This is a genomic window from Roseateles sp. (assembly GCF_046300915.1).
Classification (GTDB): Bacteria; Pseudomonadota; Gammaproteobacteria; order Burkholderiales; family Burkholderiaceae_C; genus Kinneretia.
Map to the genome: position 1 here is coordinate 20,581 of NZ_JBKCLH010000134.1, position 17,687 is coordinate 38,267.

Genomic DNA, 17,687 nt, shown 5'->3' on the forward strand with positions numbered 1-17,687 from the left:
GGCCGGCGCCCCGGCGGGGCGTCGCTCAGTGCAGGCGCCCCAGGGCTCTTTGCACCTCGCACTGCCAGGGCAGGGTGTGGACGATGCCATTGAGCTGGAGCACGGATTCCATGGGGGCCAGCACCTCGCCCTCACCGCTGACGAACTGCAGATTGGTCACCAGGGCCATGGGGTCGGCCATGGCCACCACGCCCTCGGGCAGGCAGACCCAATCCCAGGCCACGCCGGCCGCTGCCCCATTCTCCGAGGCGCCGGTCCACAGGGTTTGCCCCATGGAAGGCCGCGCCTCGTCGCCCGACACCAACACGCGCGTCGTGGAATGCGCGAATTGCAGCCGGTCCACGCGCCTGGCTTCGCACAAAATCCGCGGCCATGCATACACAATCCATGTTGGAGTCATTTTTCTGGAGTTTTCTCTGGAGGATGAGACTGGCCCGGGCAATGCCGACCTGCGTGTCGAGAGTGTGCTGACACCTGGAATCAATCGCTAGCTGTAAACCTTGTCAGGGATGTGAAGGCCCCGTTCCGAGCCCGACTCGGGCAACGCATGGAAATAGTTTGATGCTGCAGGGCGGTTACCAATCCGTACTCGAAGCCAGAACCCGCGAAGAATTTCGCGGGGAGGTGCTGCGCTTTACGAAGCAGTTGGAGTTCGACACGTTCACGGCCCTCACCGTCGTGGACCATTCCCTCGGGCAATCGGAATTCATTGCCATCGATAACTGTCCGCCCGCCTACAGAGAGGTCATGGACAACCCACAGGGTGGGCGCCAAGACCCCGTCATGCAGCACTGCAAACGCAGCAGTGTTCCCATCGTCTGGGATCAAAGCACTTACGTTCGCCACGATTTGGCTGACTTTTGGGAAAGCCAGGCACGTTTTGGCTATCGAACTGGCATCTGTTTGGCCCTTCATCTGCCGGAAGGTCGGCACTTTGTCCTGGGTGTCGATCGCGACAAACCACTCCCCGACGATCAAGGGCAGTTGACGCGGATGATGGGCGACCTGCAACTGTTCGCCGTGCATGCGCTCGATACCGCTCTGCGCGTATTGCTTCCAGCCGAACAACAGCTGGAAGCTCCAAGACTGACCCCCAGGGAACTGGAATGCCTGCGATGGACCATGGAAGGCAAAACCGCGTGGGAGGTTGGCGGCATCTTGGGCATCTCTGAACGTACGGCCGTTCTGCACATCAACAACGCCATGCGCAAGCTCAACTGCAACAACAAGCACCAAGCAGTGTTGAAGGCTTTGCGCTTCGGCTTAATACGTTAATCCGGGCTTAGGCTATCCCCCATCTGTAAGAGTTGACAGTTACGCATGATTGGTTTCACCGCTTCAATTCGGGCTGTGCACTCCCCCGCACGCCACAGAACACACGGAGCCGGTCATGCAGAAGCAGCAAGTTCAAGAACAGCAAATCGTCACCAAGCCCCAAGATCCGGTCGAGTTGGACATCTCGCTGCTGCAGTTCGTCAGCGGCGGCGCACCCCGAACCACGTGGTCTGTTATCGAGACTGCAGAAGTGGAATCGGTATCCGCGCCGCGCACGACTTGGTAAGTCAAAAGCCCGCTGTCATCCCACGCGAGGGCCCGCAGCGGCACCCACGCTGAATGCTGTTCCGTCCTGAAGCATTGGCCGGCCAGCAGCAGTCCTGGTTGGGCAGCATTCAGCTGCTGCGCCCGCTCTCGCTGAAGCTGCTCACGGCCTGTGCCGTGGGCAGCGTTGTTTTGGTCGGCGCCTTTCTGTGCACGGCCGAGTACAGCCGCAAGGCGCGCGTGAGCGGCTATCTGGTACCGGACCGCGGCGTGCTGCGCATCACCGCCCCGCAGGCGGCCACCGTGCTGGCGCGCCGCGTCAGCGAAGGCCAGGCCGTGAAGGCCGGCGACATCCTCTTTGAGCTGAGCCTGGACAGCGCCAGCAGCCAGGCCGGCGAGGGCGTGGCCCAGAGCCTGCTGGAGCGCGAGGCCTCGTTGCGCGAGGCCCTGGCCCAGCTGGAGCCGCAGTTCCAGCAGCAGCGCCAGGGCCTGGAGCGCCGCCTGGCCGCCCAGCAGGGCGAGCTGGACGCGGCCGAGCAGGAATCCAGGGCCCACCGTGAACGCCGCCGCCTGGCGCGCGAGGAGCTGACGCGGGCCGAGGCCCTGCGCGCCCAAGGCTTTTATTCCGACACCCAGCTGCAAGTGCGCCGCCGCGAGCTCTTGGACACCGAGGCGCAAGCCCTGAGCCTGGAGCGCGAGCGCGAGAAGCTGCGCACCGAGCAGGCCGCCCTGCGCGCCGAGCGCGAGGCCCTGCCCCTGCGCCTGAGCGAGCGCCGCGGCGAACTGACGCGCGAGCTGGCCTCGCTGCGCGCCCTGGGCCTGGAGACCGAGGCGCGGCGCCGCCTGGTGCTGCGCGCGCCCAGCGACGGCATCGTCTCCACCCTGCAGGCCGAGCCCGGCCAGCCCGTGACGCCGGCCCTGGCCCTGGCCAGCCTGCTGCCGGCCGACACGCGCATGCAGGCTTACCTCTACGCGCCCTCCAGCGCCGTGGGCTTTGTGCGGCCCGAGCAGGCGGTGCGCCTGCGCTACCAGGCCTATCCGTACCAGAAGTTTGGCCACCAGCAGGGCCGGGTGCTGCAGGTCTCGCGCACCCCCCTGCCCGCGGCCGAGCTGGCCGCCCTGCCCCTGGGTCCGGCGGCCGGCGGGCATGAGCCCCTGTACCGCATCACCGTGGCCCTGGAGCGACAGAGCGTGGCCGCCTATGGCGCCGAGCAGCCCCTGGCCGTGGGCATGCAGCTGGACGCCGATGTGCTGCTGGAAAGGCGCCGCCTGATCGAATGGATTTTTGAACCCCTGCTGGCCCTGGCGAACCGTGTCTGAATCCGCAAACTCAAATCACAGCGGCGGTCTGCTGGAGCGCCTGAACCTGGGCTGGCGGCGCGGCTCGCGCCTGCCCCTGATCCTGCAGACCGAAGGCGCCGAATGCGCCCTGGCCTGCCTGGCCATGGTGGCCAGCTTCCATGGCCAGCGCTGCGATCTGGCCGAGCTGCGCGCGCGCTTCTCGCTTTCGCTCAAGGGCGCCACCATGGCCGATCTGGTGCGCATGGCCGCCCAGCTGGGCCTGGCCAGCCGCGCCCTGCGCGCCGAGCCCGAGCACCTGGCCCAGCTGCAGCTGCCCTGCATCCTGCACTGGGACTTCCGCCACTTCGTGGTGCTGGCCGAGGTGCGCGGCGACCGCGCCCTGCTGCACGACCCGGTGGCCGGCCGGCGCTGGATCAGGCTGGCCGAGCTCTCGCGCCACTTCACCGGCGTGGCCCTGGAGCTGCGGCCCGGCCCGGACTTCGCGCCCAAGCCCGCCCCGCCCAAGATCCGCTGGCAGCAGCTGCTGGGCCGGGTGCTGGGGCTCAAGCGCTCCCTGGCCCAGATCCTGGCCCTGGCCCTGGCGCTGGAGCTGCTGGTGCTGCTCTCGCCCTTCTTCCTGCAATGGGTGGTGGACGGGGTGCTGGTCAGCGATGACCGCGATCTGCTCGTCACCCTGGGCCTGGGCTTCGGCCTGCTGGTGCTCTTGCAGGTGGGCATAGGCGCCTTGCGCTCCTGGGCCGTGCTGCAGCTCTCGGCCAGCCTGAACCTGCAGTGGCTCTCCAATGTCTTCAACCACCTGCTGCGCCTGCCGCTGGACTGGTTCGAGAAGCGCCATCTGGGCGACATCCTCTCGCGCTTCAACAGCGTGCAGCAGATGCAGCAGACCCTGACCACCCAGTTCATCGAGGCGGTGCTGGACGGGCTGATGGTGCTGATCACCCTGGCCATGATGTGGGTCTACAGCCCGCGCCTGGCCCTGATCGCGCTGGCGGCGGTGGCGGCCTATGGCGCGCTGCGCTGGGCCTATTTCCGGCCGCTGCGCCAGGCCTCGGAAGAGGCCCTGGTGCATGAGGCGCGCCAGACCAGCCACTTCATCGAGTCCCTGCGCGGCGCGCAGGCGGTGAAGCTCTTCAATGCCCAGGCCGACCGCGGCGCACGCTTCGCCAATCTGGTGGTGGAGCATATGAACGCCCAGCTGGGCTCGCGCCGCCTGGAGCTGGCCATGGGCGTGGCGCACAAGCTGGTCTTCGGCCTGGAGCGGGTGGCCATCGTCTGGCTGGGCGCCCTGCTGGTGCTGGAGCGCAGCCTCTCGGTGGGCATGCTCTTCGCCTTCCTGGCCTACAAGGAGCAGTTCAGCCTGCGCCTGGCCGCCCTGATCGACAAGCTGGTGCAGCTCAAGATGCTGGGCCTGCAGGGTGAGCGCCTGGCCGATATCGTGCTCACCGCACCCGAGCCCCTGGACCGCCAGCTGCCCGCCCAGGCCGCGGCCCCGGCCGCGCTGGAGCTGCGCGAGGTGAGCTTCCGCTATGCCGATGGCGAGCCCGAGGTGATTTCGCACTGCAGCCTGCGCATCGAGCCGGGCGAGGCGGTGGCCATCGTCGGCCCCTCGGGCTGCGGCAAGACCACCCTGCTCAAGCTGATGCTGGGCATCCACAGGCCACAGAGTGGCGAGATCCGCCTGGGCGAGCAGGCCCTGAGCCAGATCGGCCTGGCCGACTGGCGCCGCCGCATCGGCACCGTGATGCAGGACGACCAGCTCTTTGCCGGCAGCCTGCGCGACAACATCGCCTTCTTCGACCCCCAGGCCGATACCGAGTGGATCGAGCAATGCGCGCGCCTGGCCTGCGTGCACGAGGACATCCAGGCCATGCCCATGGGCTACGAAAGCCTGATCGGCGATATGGGATCCAGCCTCTCGGGCGGCCAGCGCCAGCGCATCCTGCTGGCGCGCGCCTTGTACAAGCGCCCCCAGTTCCTCTTCCTGGACGAGGCCACCAGCGCGCTGGACGTGGAGCGCGAGCGCCAGGTCAATGCCTCGCTACGCCAGCTCTCGATCACCCGGATAGTGATCGCTCACAGGCCCGAAACCATTGCGGCGGCCCAGCGCGTCATCACCCTGCACCAGGGCCGGGTCGCACAGGACCTGCGCGCCCTGCCCCCGGCGCCCGGCGCCCAGGCCTGAGGGGCCGGGTAGCCCAGCGGGCCGTGTGCGGCTATGGCCGCCATCGGGATTTCCAACTGGCTGGCCCAGCTGCGAATCATTAGCATTTCCCTATCTGATTTTTGAGATCGATAGGAGAACAACGATGGCCAAGACCGCCAGCTTCGGTGTGCTGCACCTGGGCACCGCCTTCGGCGTGACCTATGCGATGACCGGCAGCGTCGCCATCGCCGGGGCCGTGACCTTTGTGGAACCCCTGGTCAACACCGTGATGCACTACTTCCACGACAAGTACTGGGACCGGGTGGAAGCGCGCCTGCGCGGCCTGTTCGGTCGTCAGCCGGCCAGCACCGAGTCTCCGGCCGGCGGGCCGGATCTCAATCTGGCTTGATCTTGGCGCGGGCAATCACGGCCTTCCAGCGCTGCTGCTCCTGGGCAATGAAGGCGGCGAACTGGGCCGGGGTGTTGCCCACGGCCTCGGCCGCGTCATGGCTCAGGCGTTCGCGCGCACTCACCGAGCGAATGGCCTTGGCCGCCTCCACGGCCAGCTTGTCGATGTTTGCCTGGGCCATGGAGGCCGGGGCGTTCAGGCCGTACCACTGCGTCATCTCGAAGCCCGGGAAGCCCTGCTCGGCCACGGTGGGCACATCGGGCAGCTGGGGCAGGCGCTCCTTGGAACCGGTGGCAATGCAGCGCAGCTTGCCCGCCTTGATGAACTGCATGATGGCCGGCGCGCCCACCGAAGCCGCGTCCAGGCGGCCGGCCAGCAGATCGGTGAGCTGGGGGCCGGTGCCGCGGTAAGGCACGTGCACGATGAAAAGGTTGGCCGCCATCTTCAGATATTCCATGGCCAGGTGGCCGGCGCTGCCATTGCCGGCCGAGCCATAGTTCAGCTTGCCCGGCTTGCTGCGCACCAGGGCCACAAACTCTTTCAGGTCCTTGGCTGGCACATCGGGGTGCACCACATAGAGGCTGGGCACCTTGGCCAGCAGGGTCACCGGCTTGAAATCGCGGTTGGTGTCGAAGGGCAGCTTGTCGTAGATGTAGGGGTTCACGGCCAGGGTGCCGATATGGCCCAGGATCAGGGTGTGCTGATCGTCGGCGCGGGCCACCTCGCCCATGGCGATATTGCCGCCGCCGCCCGGCTTGTTTTCCACATAGACGGTCTGCCCCAGGGTCTTGCTCAGCTCCAGGGCGGTGGCGCGGGCCACGATCTCGGAGCTGCCGCCGGGGGCGAAGGGCACGACCAGGCGCACCGAGCGGCTGGGCCAGCCGGGGCTTTGCGCGGCGGCGGGGCCCAGGCCCAGCAGACCGGTAGCAGCACCGGCCAGGCCGGATTGGAGGATGAGGCGGCGATCAGCCATGGGTTTGTCTCCTGTGTGTTTGTATGGAACCCGTGGCGCAGTCTAGGTCGCCGGCCTGTCAGGGCGCTGTCTCGCGCTCCATCCAGCCCAGCCAGCGCAGGGCTTGTTCGCGGCTCGCGCCACACATCATCTCGCTGGGCTGCAGGGAACCGCAGACCGCCGGACGCTCGGGCCGGCCGAAGATCTTGCAGCGGTCGGCCTCGTCCAGCTGCACGCAGCGCACGCCCGCCGGCTTCCCCGCCGGCATGCCCGGAATGGGCGAGCTGATGGAGGGCGCGATGCAGCAGGCGGCGCAGTGGTCACGGCAGTTCATGGTGGGGCGTATTGTCGGCCCGGGCATGGCCCTCGGCCGTGACTTATCCACAGGCCGCCCGTAAAATTCAGGGTTTGCCCGCGCCGCGCTTTCTCCCTTCTTTTTGCGGTGCCCGATCGAGGCTCAAGCCATGCTCTATCCCAAGGAATTCGACGTCATCGTGGTCGGTGCCGGCATGGCCGCGGCACGCATGGGCGTGTCCACCCTGCTGCTCACCCACAATATCGAGACCCTGGGCCAGATGAGCTGCAACCCCTCGATCGGCGGCATTGGCAAGGGTCACCTGGTCAAGGAAGTGGACGCCCTGGGCGGCGCCATGGCCGCGGCCACCGACGAGGGCGGCATCCAGTTCCGCATCCTCAACGGCTCCAAGGGCCCGGCCGTGCGCGCCACCCGCGCCCAGGCCGACCGCGTGCTCTACAAGGCCGCCATCCGCCACCGCCTGGAAAACCAGCCCAACCTGATGCTGTTCCAGCAGTCGGTGGACGATCTGATGGTCGAGGGCGACAAGGTGGTGGGCGCCGTCACGCAGAGCGGCATCCGTTTCCGCAGCCGCGCGGTGGTGCTGACCGCCGGCACCTTTCTGGACGGCCGCATCCACATCGGCCTGCAGAACTACAGCGCCGGCCGCGCCGGTGACCCGCCGGCCGTCAGCCTCTCGGCCCGGCTGAAAGAATTGAAGCTGCCCCAGGGCCGGCTCAAGACCGGCACGCCGCCGCGCATCGACGGCCGCACGATCGACTTCAGCCAATGCACCGAGCAACCCGGCGACGGCATGCCCGGCACCAACACGCCCATGCCCGTGTTCAGCTTCATGGGCTCGGCCGAGCAGCATCCGGCCCAGCTGCCCTGCTGGATCACGCACACCAATGCGCGCACGCACGAGATCATCCGGTCGGGCTTCGAGCGCAGCCCCATGTTCACCGGCGTGATCGAGGGCGTGGGGCCGCGCTACTGCCCCAGCATCGAGGACAAGGTGAACCGCTTTGCGGACAAGGACTCGCACCAGATCTTCCTGGAGCCCGAGGGCCTGACGACGCACGAGTTCTACCCCAACGGCATCTCCACCTCCCTGCCCTTCGACATCCAGCTGGCCGCGGTGCAGTCCATCCCCGGCCTGGAGAATGCCCACATCCTGCGCCCCGGCTACGCCATCGAGTACGACTACTTCGACCCGCGCGAGCTCAAGAGCAGCTTCGAGACCCGCGCCATCCAGGGCCTGTTCTTTGCCGGCCAGATCAATGGCACGACCGGCTATGAAGAGGCGGCGGCCCAGGGCCTGTTCGCCGGCCTGAACGCGGCCCTGCAAGTGCGGGGCTTGGAGGCCTGGCTGCCCACGCGCGACCAAGCCTATCTGGGCGTGCTGGTGGACGACCTGATCACCAAGGGCGTGACCGAGCCCTATCGCATGTTCACCAGCCGGGCCGAGTTCCGCCTGCAGCTGCGCGAGGACAATGCCGATATGCGCCTGACCGAGGTCGGCCGCCAGCTGGGCTTGGTGGACGACGCACGCTGGGACGCCTTCAACCGCAAGCGCGATGCTGTTTCACGTGAAACCGAGAAGCTGAAGAGCACCTGGGTGCATCCCGGCATCCTGCCCGCCGAGCAGGCCGAGCGTCTGGTCGGCAAGGCCCTGGAGCGCGAGTACAACCTGGCCGACCTGCTGCGCCGCCCCGGCGTGGGCTACGACACCCTGGTGGAGGTGGCCCAGATTGCCCGCCCCGAGTCCAGTGTTTCACGTGAAACCCTGAGCGCCGAACTGGGCAAGACCGTGGCCGATGCGGTGATCGAGCAGATCGAAACCAGCGTCAAGTACGCCGGCTATATCAACAAGCAGGTGGAGGACGTGGCCCGCGCCGCACACTTCGAGAACCTCAAGCTGCCGGCCGAGCTGGACTATGCCCAAGTCAGCGCCCTCTCCTTCGAGGTGCGCCAGAAGCTGAACAAGCACCGACCCGAGACACTGGGCCAGGCCTCGCGCATCTCGGGCGTCACCCCGGCCGCCATCTCCCTGTTGCTGATCCATCTGAAGAAGGGTCGCTTCAAGGGCTTCACCGACATGCCCGCCGAAGCCGGCACCCCGGCCTGAGCCCAAGCCCCTAACCCGCGCCCATGACCGATACCAATCCCTTGCGCCCCGCTCTGGTGGCGGCCGCACAACAGCTGGGCCTGAGCCTCAGCGACAGCCAGATCGAGCAGCTGCTGGCCTACCAGGGCCTGATCCAGAAATGGAACAAGGTCTACAACCTCACCGCCGTGCGCGACCCGCAGGCCATGCTGACCCAGCATCTGGTGGACAGCCTGAGCCTGCTGCCCGCCCTGCTGCGCCATGCCGATGGCAGGCCGTTGCGAATGATGGATGTGGGCAGCGGTGGCGGCCTGCCGGGCGTGGTGGTAGCCATCTGCGCACCGCAGATCGACGTGACCTGCGTGGATGCGGTGGCCAAGAAGGCCAGCTTCATCAAGCAGGTAGCGGCCGAGCTGGGCCTGAAGAATCTGCACGGCGAGCATTCGCGGGTGGAGGCGCTTGAGGTGGCGCCCTTCGACCTGATCACCTCCCGCGCCTTTGCCTCCCTGCTGGACTTCACCAGCCTCACCCGCCAGCACCTCAAGCCGGGCGCCGAATCCGGTGCCAAATCCGGCGCGATATGGCTGGCCATGAAGGGCCAGCATCCCGCCGAAGAGTTGGCCGCCCTGCCCCCGGACCTGGATGTGTTTCACGTGGAACAGCTGCAGGTGCCCGGTCTGGACGCCCAGCGCTGTCTCATCTGGATCAAACCGCGGGCTTGATCCGTCCTTGGCCCGGCCGCTTCCGGGCTACCATCGCTGCCTGCTCAGAACTACAAGACCATGGCCAAGATCTTCTGCGTTGCCAATCAAAAAGGCGGGGTCGGCAAGACCACCACCACCGTCAACCTCGCCGCCGGTCTGGCCCAGGTGGGCAAGCGGGTGCTGGTGGTGGACCTGGACCCGCAGGGCAATGCCACCATGGGCTCGGGCATCGACAAGCGCGCCCTGGAGCTGAGCGTCTATGACGTGCTGCTGGAATCGGCCAGCATCGCCGAGGCCCGGCAGCGCAATGAGAAGGTGGGCTACGACGTGCTGGGCGCCAACCGCGAGCTCGCCGGTGCCGAGGTGGAGCTGGTGGAGCTGGAGCGCCGCGAACGCCGGCTCAAGGCCGCAATCGCCGCCGCCGATGCCGACTACGACTTCGTGCTGATCGACTGCCCGCCCTCGCTCTCCATGCTCACGCTGAACGGCCTGTGCTCGGCCCATGGCGTGGTCGTGCCCATGCAGTGCGAGTACTTCGCGCTGGAAGGTCTGTCCGATCTGGTCAACACCATCAAGCAGGTGCATGCCAATCTGAACCCGGACCTGCAGATCATCGGCCTGCTGCGCGTGATGTTCGACCCCCGCATCACCCTGCAGCAGCAGGTGAGCGAGCAGCTCAAGAGCCATTTCGGCGACAAGGTGTTCGACACCGTGATCCCCCGCAATGTGCGTCTGGCCGAGGCCCCCAGCTACGGCCTGCCCGGCGTGGTTTTCGACCCCAGCGCCAAGGGCGCCCAGGCCTTTGTGGACTTCGCCCGGGAGATGGTGCGGCGCGTCGCCACCATGTGATGAAGGCACCGACGACGAGCCCCGTCCTGTCCGCGCTGGCCCGCCTGGCCGAGGAGGCCGGGCTCAATGCCAGCACCCCGCCCCAGCAGCAGCGCGTGGCGGGCTGGCTGATCCGGCTATCGCCGGGCAAGGCCAAGCGCTCGCGCTGCGTGAATGCCCTGGAGCAAGGCGAGCTGCCGCTGGATGAGCTGCTGCAGCGCTGCGCCAAGGCCTTTGCCGCCGCCGGCCTGCCCCTGTGTGTGCGCGTCACCCCCTTCAGCCAGCCGGCCGATCTGGACGCGCAGCTGGCCACCCTGGGCTGGTCCAGCTTCGATCCGGCCGATGTGATGGTCCGGGCCCGGCTGGACGATCTGCCCGCCACCGAGCTGGCCCCGGGCTGCCGGGTCGAACCGCTGGAGGCCGAGGCCTACGCCGCCCTGGTGGGCGCCTTGCGCGGCTCCAGCGCAGCCGAAATCGAGGCCCATGCCCTGCGCCTGCGGGAGTCGCCCGTGCCGTACCGCGGCCATGCCCTGCGCGATGCCGGGGGCACCCTGCTGGCCTGCGGCCAGTTTGCCCAGGAAGGGGCCATGGTGGGCCTGTACGACATCTTCACGCCCGCCGAGCAGCGGGGCTGCGGTCATGCCCGCCAGCTCTGCCTGGCCCTGCTGGCGGCTGCCCGGGGGCAAGGTGCCCGGCATGCCTATCTGCAGGTGGGCAGCGACAACGCGGTGGCGCAGCGCGTCTATGGCCGCCTGGGCTTCGAGTTCGCCTACCGCTACCACTACCGCAGCCCGCTCGCCGAGCTGCGTTGACGACAACTCAGGGCGCGGCGCTCAGTCGCGCGCCTGCCAGACCTTGAGCAGGGTGTGGCGGGTGAAGCCCGGCACATAGTCGTGCAGATGGGCCACGCAGGCATAGCCCAGGTGCTCGAAGCAGTCGGCCGCCTCGTCCAGCAGGGTCTCGATCAGGGCGTCGACGCAGCCGCGCTTGAGCGCCTGGGCCTCGATCTGGCGCAGCAGCTGGCCGCCCAGTCCCTGGCCGCGATGCTCGGGCTGCACCCAGATATAGCTGAGATACAGGCGCTGGAACTCGGTGCGGCCCCAGGCCCCGGCGATCAGCAGGCCGTCTTCATAGAGGCCGCAGGCAATGTCCCGGGCATCACTGCCCTGGGTCTGCTGGCGGCCATGCAGGATGACGCCCTCACGGATGGCGTCCAGGTCGGCGGGGGGCAGCTCGGCGTCGCGACGCCACACCCGCTGGGACATCAGAGGCCCAGGCCCTCGTCCAGGCCCAGATGGACGTTCATGGACTGCACGGCGGCGCCGCTGGCGCCCTTGCCCAGATTGTCCAGGCGGGCCATCACCAGCACCTGGGTCTCGCTGCCGAAGACGGCGATGTCCACGCGGTTCGTGTCATTGCAGGCCTGCACATCGTAGAAGCCGGTTTCCAGGGTGGCGGGGTCACGCAGGGGCAGGACCTTGATGAAGCGCTCACCCGCGTAGTGCGCGCTCAGGGCCTTGTGCAGATGCTCGGCCCGGGTGCCGGCGCGCAGCTGGCTCAGGTGCAGGGGCACGGTCACGGCCAGGCCCTTGTAGAAGCTGCCCACGATGGGCATGAACACCGGCGCATGCTTCAGGCCGGTGTGAGCCATCATCTCGGGCAGGTGCTTGTGCGCCAGGCCCAGGGCGTAGGGGCGGGGCGAGTCCAGCTTGCTGTCGCCACCGGCCTCGTACTGGGCAATCATGGACTTGCCCCCACCCGAGTAGCCGGTGATGGAGGTGGCGCTGATCAGGGCCTCGGGCGCCAGCAGGCCGGCGTCCACCAGGGGTCGCACCGCCAGGATGAAGGCGCTGGCGTGGCAGCCCGGGTTGGCGATGCGCTTGCTCGCGCGGATCTTGGCGCGCTGATCCTGGGCCAGCTCGGGCAGGCCGAAGCTCCAGCCCGGCACCGTGCGGTGGGCGGTGCTGGCGTCGATCAGGCAGGTGTTGGGGTTGCTGACCATGGCCGCGGCCTCGCGCGAGGCGGCGTCGGGCAGGCACAGAAAGGACACGTCCGAGGCATTGATCAGGCGCGCGCGCTCGGCGGCGTCCTTGCGCTTGTCGGCGTCAATCTTGAGCACCTCGATGTCGCTGCGACCGGCCAGGTACTCATGAATGCGCAGGCCCGTCGTGCCCTCTTGTCCATCCACAAACACCTTGTAAGCCATGGCCTCTTCTCCAGCACAATCGATCGATCAGAAAGGACCGACAGCATAAGGCCAAACCATGATTGAACCGCGTGTATTGCTACTGCCTGGCTGGCTGAATTCGGACCCGGATCACTGGCAGAGCCGCTGGGAGGCCCTGCATGGCGACCAGCGCGTGGAGCAGGCCGACTGGCAATGGCCGCGCCGCGGCGACTGGATGGCCCGGCTGGACGAGGTGCTGCAGCAGGACGAGCGCCCTGCCCTGCTGGTGGCCCATTCCCTGGGCTGCCAGTTGGTGGCCAGCTGGGCCGCGCATTCGCAGCACCTGGCCCGGGTGCGCGGCGCCCTGCTGGTAGCCCCGCCCGACACCGAGCGCGAGGACACCCCGCCCCAGCTGCACAACTGGCGCCCCATACGCCGGCCGCGCCTGCCCTTCCCGGCCCTGGCCGTGGTCAGCAGCGACGACCCCTTCTGCGCCCCCGAGCGCGGCGCCCAGATGGCGGCCGACTGGGGCGCCGAGCTGCTGATGCTGGGCCCATGCGGCCATATCAACAGTGCCTCCGGCCTGGGCGACTGGCCCGAGGGCCGGGCCCTGCTGCAACGCCTGCAGGCCACGGCCGCGGCATAAGGGACAATCCAGCCCCTATGGTCACGAAAAAACCCAAGGGCCTGGGCATGGGCCTGGAGGCCCTGCTCGGCCCCAAAGTCAGCGATAGCGCCGCCGCAAGCCGCGAGGGCGAGCCCAGCACCCTGCGCCTGGAATGGATGCAGGCCGGCAAATACCAGCCGCGCACGCGCATGGACGAGGGCTCGCTCTATGAGCTGGCCGAGAGCATCAAGGGCCAGGGCATCATGCAGCCCATCCTGGTGCGGCCCATCACGCACGAATCGTCCAAGGATGGCGAAGCGCGCTACGAGATCATTGCCGGTGAACGGCGCTTCCGCGCCGCCAAGCTGGCAGGTCTGCGCGAGGTGCCGGTGCTGGTCAAGGCCGTGCCCGACGAGGCCGCGGCCGCCATGGCCCTGATCGAGAACATCCAGCGCGAGGACCTGAATCCGCTGGAAGAGGCCCAGGGCCTGAAGCGTCTGACGGAGGAGTTCGGACTCACCCACGAACAGGCCGCCCAGGCCGTGGGCCGCTCGCGCAGCGCCGCCAGCAATCTGCTGCGCCTGCTGCAACTGGCCGATCCGGTGCAGAACATGCTGATGGCCGGCGATATCGATATGGGCCATGCCCGTGCCCTGCTGCCCCTGGATGGCGCGCACCAGATCACCACCGCCACCGAGATCGCCGCCAAGAAGCTCAGCGTGCGCGAGGCCGAGAAGCTGGTCGCCCGCCAGGGCTCGGCCCGGCAGAAGCCGCTGCTGCGCGTCAAGAACGACAAGAGCCGCGATGTGCTGCGCCTGGAGGAGGAGCTCTCGGACCTGCTCACCGCCCAGGTGGAGATCCGCGTCAAGAAGCGCACCAAGCGCGGCGAGCAGGGCGAGCTGGCCATACAGTTTGGCTCGCTGGACGAGCTCAATGGCCTGATCGAGAAGCTGCGCGGACCGCAGTAAGACCAGCGCGGCCACCGGCCGCTGCACAGCCTCCAGAAAGCCGTGAGCCCTTCACGGCTTTTTTTATGCCCGGTGCACAAGCCGGCATGGCGCATGCATATTCAAATTCGCTTCCCGTCCATCACTTTGCGGGGGCAGGCCACAGGGCCAGGTCTTGCCCTGAGCAAGAACGCACGGAAGGGCGTAGCATGATGTCAACGCGACGCGAATCTTCTGTGTTGAAGGACAAAGACTGGGCTTATCCTGTGTTCAAGGCTTGGTGCATGAACCAAGCTAGACAGCAAGAGCCATCGCTTTGCTGCTGACCCTCGGAAAGCTCTGATGACGCCTCGGTCCCGTTGTAGGGGCGCCATCAGAACTTCCCAGACGACGCCGGTGTTTCACGCCCGGCGGCCGTCTCTGCCCGACACAGGAGGTCAGCATGGACGTGATCAGCAGCTTTGCCGCTCGCTACGAGCGCACCCGGGTCGAAGAGCTCTCGCTGGAAGAGTACCTGGCCGAGTGCAAACGCAATCCCCTCGCCTACGCCACCGCCGCCGAGCGCATGCTCCAGGCCATCGGCGAGCCGCAGATGGTGGACACGCGCAACGAGCCGCGGCTCTCGCGCCTGTTTGCCAACAAGACCATCAAGATCTATCCGGCCTTCGCCGAGTTCTACGGCATGGAGGACGCGATTGAGCAGGTCGTCTCCTACTTCCGCCACGCCGCGCAAGGGTTGGAAGAGAAGAAGCAGATCCTCTACCTGCTGGGCCCGGTGGGTGGCGGCAAGAGCTCCATCGCCGAGCGGCTCAAGAGCCTGATGGAGCAGGTGCCCTTCTACGCGCTCAAGGACTCGCCGGTGAACGAGTCGCCGCTGGGTCTGTTTGACGGGGCCGAGGACGGGCCGCTGCTGGAGAAGGAGTACGGCATCCCGCGCCGCTACCTCAACCGCATCATGAGCCCCTGGGCCGTCAAGCGCCTGGAGGAGTTCGGCGGCGACATCCGGCGCTTCAAGGTGGTCAAGCGCTACCCCAGCGTGCTGCGCCAGGTGGGCGTAGCCAAGACCGAGCCGGGCGACGAGAACAACCAGGATATCTCCAGCCTGGTGGGCAAGGTGGACATCCGCAAGCTCGAGACCTATGCCCAGGACGACCCCGATGCCTACAGCTACTCCGGCGGCCTGTGCCTGGCCAACCAGGGCCTGCTGGAGTTCGTGGAGATGTTCAAGGCGCCCATCAAGGTGCTGCACCCCCTGCTCACCGCCACGCAGGAGGGCAACTTCAAGGGCACCGAGGGCTTCGGCGCGATACCGTTTGATGGCATCGTGCTGGCGCACAGCAACGAAAGCGAGTGGAAGACCTTCCGCAACAAACAAGAACAACGAGGCCTTCCTGGACCGCATCTACATCGTCAAGGTGCCCTACTGCCTGCGCGTCAGCGAGGAGGTGAAGATCTACGAGAAGCTGATCCGCGGCTCCTCCCTGGCCGAGGCCAAGTGCGCTCCGGGCACGCTCAAGATGATGAGCCAGTTCGCCATTCTCACGCGCCTGAAGGAGCCCGAGAACAGCTCGCTCTTCAGCAAGATGCAGGTCTACGACGGCGAGAACCTCAAGGACACCGACCCGCGCGCCAAGAGCTACCAGGAGTACCGAGACTACGCCGGCGTGGACGAGGGCATGAGCGGCATCTCCACCCGCTTTGCCTACAAGATACTGTCCAAGGTCTTCAACTTCGATTCCAGCGAGGTGGCGGCCAATCCCGTGCACCTGATGTATGTGCTGGAGCAGCAGATCGAGCGCGAGCAGTTCCCGCAGGACCTGGAGCAGAAGTACGTGGGCTTCATCAAGGAAGCCCTGGCCCCGCGCTATGCAGAGTTCATCGGCAAGGAGATCCAGACCGCCTATCTGGAGAGCTATAGCGAGTACGGCCAGAACATCTTCGACCGCTACGTCACCTATGCCGACTACTGGATCCAGGACCAGGAGTACCGCGACACCGACACCGGCGAAGTCTTCGACCGCGCGGCCCTGAACGCCGAGCTGGAGAAGATCGAGAAGCCCGCGGGCATCTCCAACCCCAAGGACTTCCGCAACGAGATCGTCAACTTCGTGCTGCGGGCGCGCGCCAACAACCAGGGCAAGAACCCCGCCTGGACCAGCTACGAGAAGCTGCGCACGGTGATCGAGAAGAAGATGTTCTCCAACACCGAGGAGCTGCTGCCCGTCATCAGCTTCAACGCCAAGGCCAGCGCCGACGAAGCCAAGAAGCACGAGAACTTCGTGCAGCGCATGGTGGACAAGGGCTATACGGCCAAGCAGGTGCGGCTGCTCTGCGAGTGGTACCTGCGCGTGAGAAAGAGTTCCTGATGTAGACAAGGGCCGTGACAGGGCCAAGGACCGAAGATGCTGCAACAAATCATCGACCGTCGGCTGTCAGGGAAGAACAAGTCCATCGGCAACCGCGAGCGCTTTCTGCGCCGCCACAAGGAGCAGATCCGCGAGGCGGTGCGGCGCGCCGTGGACGGGCGTGGCATCCGCGATATGGAGCGCGGCGAAGAGGTGCACATCCCCAAGAAGGACATCAGCGAACCCGTCTTCAGCCATGGCGAGGGCGGCGTGCGCGAGGTGGTGCGCCCCGGCAATACCGAGCATGTGCGCGGTGACCGCATCGCCAAGCCCAAGGGTGGCGCGGGCCAGGGCGGGGGTGGCGAGGCCAGCGACTCCGGCGAGGGCGAGGACGACTTCGTCTTCCACCTCAGCAAGGAGGAGTTCATGCAGGTCTTCTTCGAGGACCTGGCCCTGCCCAATCTGGCCCGCACCACCCTGGCGGAGACGCCCGAGTGGAAGACGCACCGCGCCGGCTTCGTCAGCGACGGCACGCCCACCAATCTGCATGTGGTGCGCTCCATGCGCGGTGCCCTGGGCCGGCGCATCGCCCTGGGCATGGGCAAGCGCCGCGAGCTGCGCGAGCTGGAGGAGCGCCTGGCCCTGCTGCGCCGCGAGGACGCGGCCAAGCCCGAGGTGCAGGCCCTGCGTGCCGAGACCGAGGCCCGCATCCTGCTGCTGCGCCAGCGCCTGGATGCCATCCCCTTTCTGGACCCCATCGACCTGCGCTTTCGCAACCGCGTGCGCGTGCCCCAGCCCACCACGCGGGCCGTGATGTTCTGCCTGATGGATGTGAGCGGCTCCATGGACGAGTCGCGCAAGGACCTGGCCAAGCGCTTCTTCATCCTGCTCTACCTTTTTCTGACCCGGCACTACGAGAAGATCGAGGTGGTCTTCATCCGCCACCACACCCAGGCCCAGGAGGTGGACGAGCAGAACTTCTTCCACGCCACCGAGACCGGCGGCACCGTGGTCTCCTCGGCCCTGGTGCTGATGGAGCAGATCATCCGCCAGCGCTACTCGCCCAGTGAGTGGAATATCTACGGCGCCCAGGCCAGCGACGGCGACAACTGGCACCACGACAGCGGCCGCTGCCGCGAGTTGCTGGCCGAGAAGATCCTGCCCCTGTGCCGCTACTTCGCCTATGTGCAGGTGGCCGAGGCCGAGCAGAACCTCTGGGAGGAATACGCCAAGCTGGCCGACGAGGAACCGCTGTTCGCCATGCGCAAGGCGGTGGAGGTGGCACAGATCTATCCGGTCTTCCGCGATCTGTTCAAGAAGGAAGGAGCCAGCGCATGAGCCC

17 protein-coding genes and 1 pseudogene are annotated in these 17,687 nt (G+C 67.1%); 13 read left to right on the forward strand and 5 right to left on the reverse strand.

Annotated features, from left to right (window positions below; genetic code table 11):
- Window positions 1-25 precede the first annotated feature (25 nt).
- Window positions 26-274 (reverse strand): hypothetical protein, encoded by a 249-nt coding sequence (locus tag ACK5F2_RS09950; protein ID WP_409864407.1) that lies wholly within the window; start codon window positions 272-274, stop codon window positions 26-28.
- 287 nt (window positions 275-561) lie between these two features.
- Between ACK5F2_RS09950 and ACK5F2_RS09955 the strand changes: the two genes are divergently transcribed.
- From ACK5F2_RS09955 to ACK5F2_RS09975, 5 genes are all read left to right on the forward strand, one after another.
- Entirely contained in the window at window positions 562-1,275 is a 714-nt protein-coding gene (locus ACK5F2_RS09955) for a helix-turn-helix transcriptional regulator (protein WP_409864408.1), read from the forward strand.
- 115 nt (window positions 1,276-1,390) lie between these two features.
- Complete coding sequence (locus ACK5F2_RS09960; protein ID WP_409864409.1) at window positions 1,391-1,561, forward strand: hypothetical protein; 171 nt, start codon at window positions 1,391-1,393, stop codon at window positions 1,559-1,561.
- A 53-nt stretch (window positions 1,562-1,614) separates the two neighbouring features.
- Entirely contained in the window at window positions 1,615-2,859 is a 1,245-nt protein-coding gene (locus ACK5F2_RS09965; protein WP_409864410.1) for an HlyD family secretion protein, read from the forward strand.
- Complete coding sequence (locus ACK5F2_RS09970) at window positions 2,852-5,023, forward strand: peptidase domain-containing ABC transporter (RefSeq protein WP_409864411.1); 2,172 nt, start codon at window positions 2,852-2,854, stop codon at window positions 5,021-5,023. The genes ACK5F2_RS09965 and ACK5F2_RS09970 overlap by 8 nt, the downstream gene beginning before the upstream one ends.
- 124 nt (window positions 5,024-5,147) lie before the next feature.
- The gene (locus ACK5F2_RS09975) at window positions 5,148-5,393 is read left to right on the forward strand and encodes a DUF2061 domain-containing protein (protein WP_409864413.1); all 246 of its coding nucleotides are present in this window, start codon (window positions 5,148-5,150) and stop codon (window positions 5,391-5,393) included.
- Here ACK5F2_RS09975 and ACK5F2_RS09980 read toward each other — a convergent pair.
- Together ACK5F2_RS09980 and ACK5F2_RS09985 are read right to left on the reverse strand one after the other, a co-directional pair.
- A complete protein-coding gene (locus tag ACK5F2_RS09980) occupies window positions 5,380-6,366 on the reverse strand; it encodes a Bug family tripartite tricarboxylate transporter substrate binding protein (RefSeq protein ID WP_409864415.1) in 987 nt (328 codons plus the stop codon). The two genes, ACK5F2_RS09975 and ACK5F2_RS09980, sit on opposite strands and share 14 nt — an antisense overlap.
- Before the next feature lie 58 nt (window positions 6,367-6,424).
- Window positions 6,425-6,679, reverse strand: a complete 255-nt coding sequence (locus ACK5F2_RS09985) for a YkgJ family cysteine cluster protein (protein ID WP_409864416.1) — start codon at window positions 6,677-6,679, stop codon at window positions 6,425-6,427.
- Window positions 6,680-6,809: 130 nt separating this feature from the next.
- On the opposite strand from ACK5F2_RS09985, the gene mnmG reads away from it, so the two are divergent.
- Genes mnmG through ACK5F2_RS10005 form a run of 4 tightly spaced genes read left to right on the forward strand, consistent with a single transcriptional unit; the run spans window position 6,810 to window position 11,091 of the window.
- The gene (gene mnmG, locus ACK5F2_RS09990; protein ID WP_409864418.1) at window positions 6,810-8,768 is read left to right on the forward strand and encodes a tRNA uridine-5-carboxymethylaminomethyl(34) synthesis enzyme MnmG; all 1,959 of its coding nucleotides are present in this window, start codon (window positions 6,810-6,812) and stop codon (window positions 8,766-8,768) included.
- A gap of 23 nt (window positions 8,769-8,791) precedes the next feature.
- Entirely contained in the window at window positions 8,792-9,469 is a 678-nt protein-coding gene (gene rsmG, locus ACK5F2_RS09995; protein ID WP_409864420.1) for a 16S rRNA (guanine(527)-N(7))-methyltransferase RsmG, read from the forward strand.
- A gap of 60 nt (window positions 9,470-9,529) precedes the next feature.
- Window positions 9,530-10,300, forward strand: coding sequence for a ParA family protein (locus ACK5F2_RS10000; protein ID WP_409864421.1), 771 nt, complete (start codon window positions 9,530-9,532; stop codon window positions 10,298-10,300).
- Window positions 10,300-11,091 (forward strand): GNAT family N-acetyltransferase, encoded by a 792-nt coding sequence (locus tag ACK5F2_RS10005; RefSeq protein WP_409864423.1) that lies wholly within the window; start codon window positions 10,300-10,302, stop codon window positions 11,089-11,091. The genes ACK5F2_RS10000 and ACK5F2_RS10005 overlap by 1 nt, the downstream gene beginning before the upstream one ends.
- 21 nt (window positions 11,092-11,112) lie before the next feature.
- Here the strand turns inward: ACK5F2_RS10005 and ACK5F2_RS10010 are convergent, their stop codons facing one another.
- Together ACK5F2_RS10010 and argC are read right to left on the reverse strand one after the other, a co-directional pair.
- Entirely contained in the window at window positions 11,113-11,544 is a 432-nt protein-coding gene (locus ACK5F2_RS10010) for a GNAT family N-acetyltransferase (protein WP_409864425.1), read from the reverse strand.
- Window positions 11,544-12,485, reverse strand: a complete 942-nt coding sequence (gene argC / locus ACK5F2_RS10015) for an N-acetyl-gamma-glutamyl-phosphate reductase (protein WP_409864426.1) — start codon at window positions 12,483-12,485, stop codon at window positions 11,544-11,546. The genes ACK5F2_RS10010 and argC overlap by 1 nt, the downstream gene beginning before the upstream one ends.
- A 58-nt stretch (window positions 12,486-12,543) precedes the next feature.
- Here argC and ACK5F2_RS10020 point away from each other — a divergent pair, with 58 nt between their 5' ends.
- The 4 genes and pseudogenes from ACK5F2_RS10020 to ACK5F2_RS10035 all read left to right on the forward strand — a co-directional run bounded on the left by ACK5F2_RS10020 (window position 12,544) and on the right by ACK5F2_RS10035 (window position 17,683).
- On the forward strand, window positions 12,544-13,092 hold the full coding sequence (locus ACK5F2_RS10020; RefSeq protein WP_409864427.1) for an RBBP9/YdeN family alpha/beta hydrolase: 549 nt from the start codon (window positions 12,544-12,546) through the stop codon (window positions 13,090-13,092).
- Between the two features lie 17 nt (window positions 13,093-13,109).
- Window positions 13,110-14,021, forward strand: a complete 912-nt coding sequence (locus tag ACK5F2_RS10025; RefSeq protein WP_409864428.1) for a ParB/RepB/Spo0J family partition protein — start codon at window positions 13,110-13,112, stop codon at window positions 14,019-14,021.
- 421 nt (window positions 14,022-14,442) lie between these two features.
- Window positions 14,443-16,366: pseudogene (locus ACK5F2_RS10030) on the forward strand (PrkA family serine protein kinase).
- 36 nt (window positions 16,367-16,402) lie between these two features.
- Window positions 16,403-17,683 carry a YeaH/YhbH family protein gene (locus ACK5F2_RS10035; RefSeq protein ID WP_409864430.1) on the forward strand — a complete coding sequence of 427 codons (1,281 nt, stop codon included), beginning with the start codon at window positions 16,403-16,405 and terminating at the stop codon, window positions 17,681-17,683.
- Window positions 17,684-17,687 lie beyond the last annotated feature (4 nt).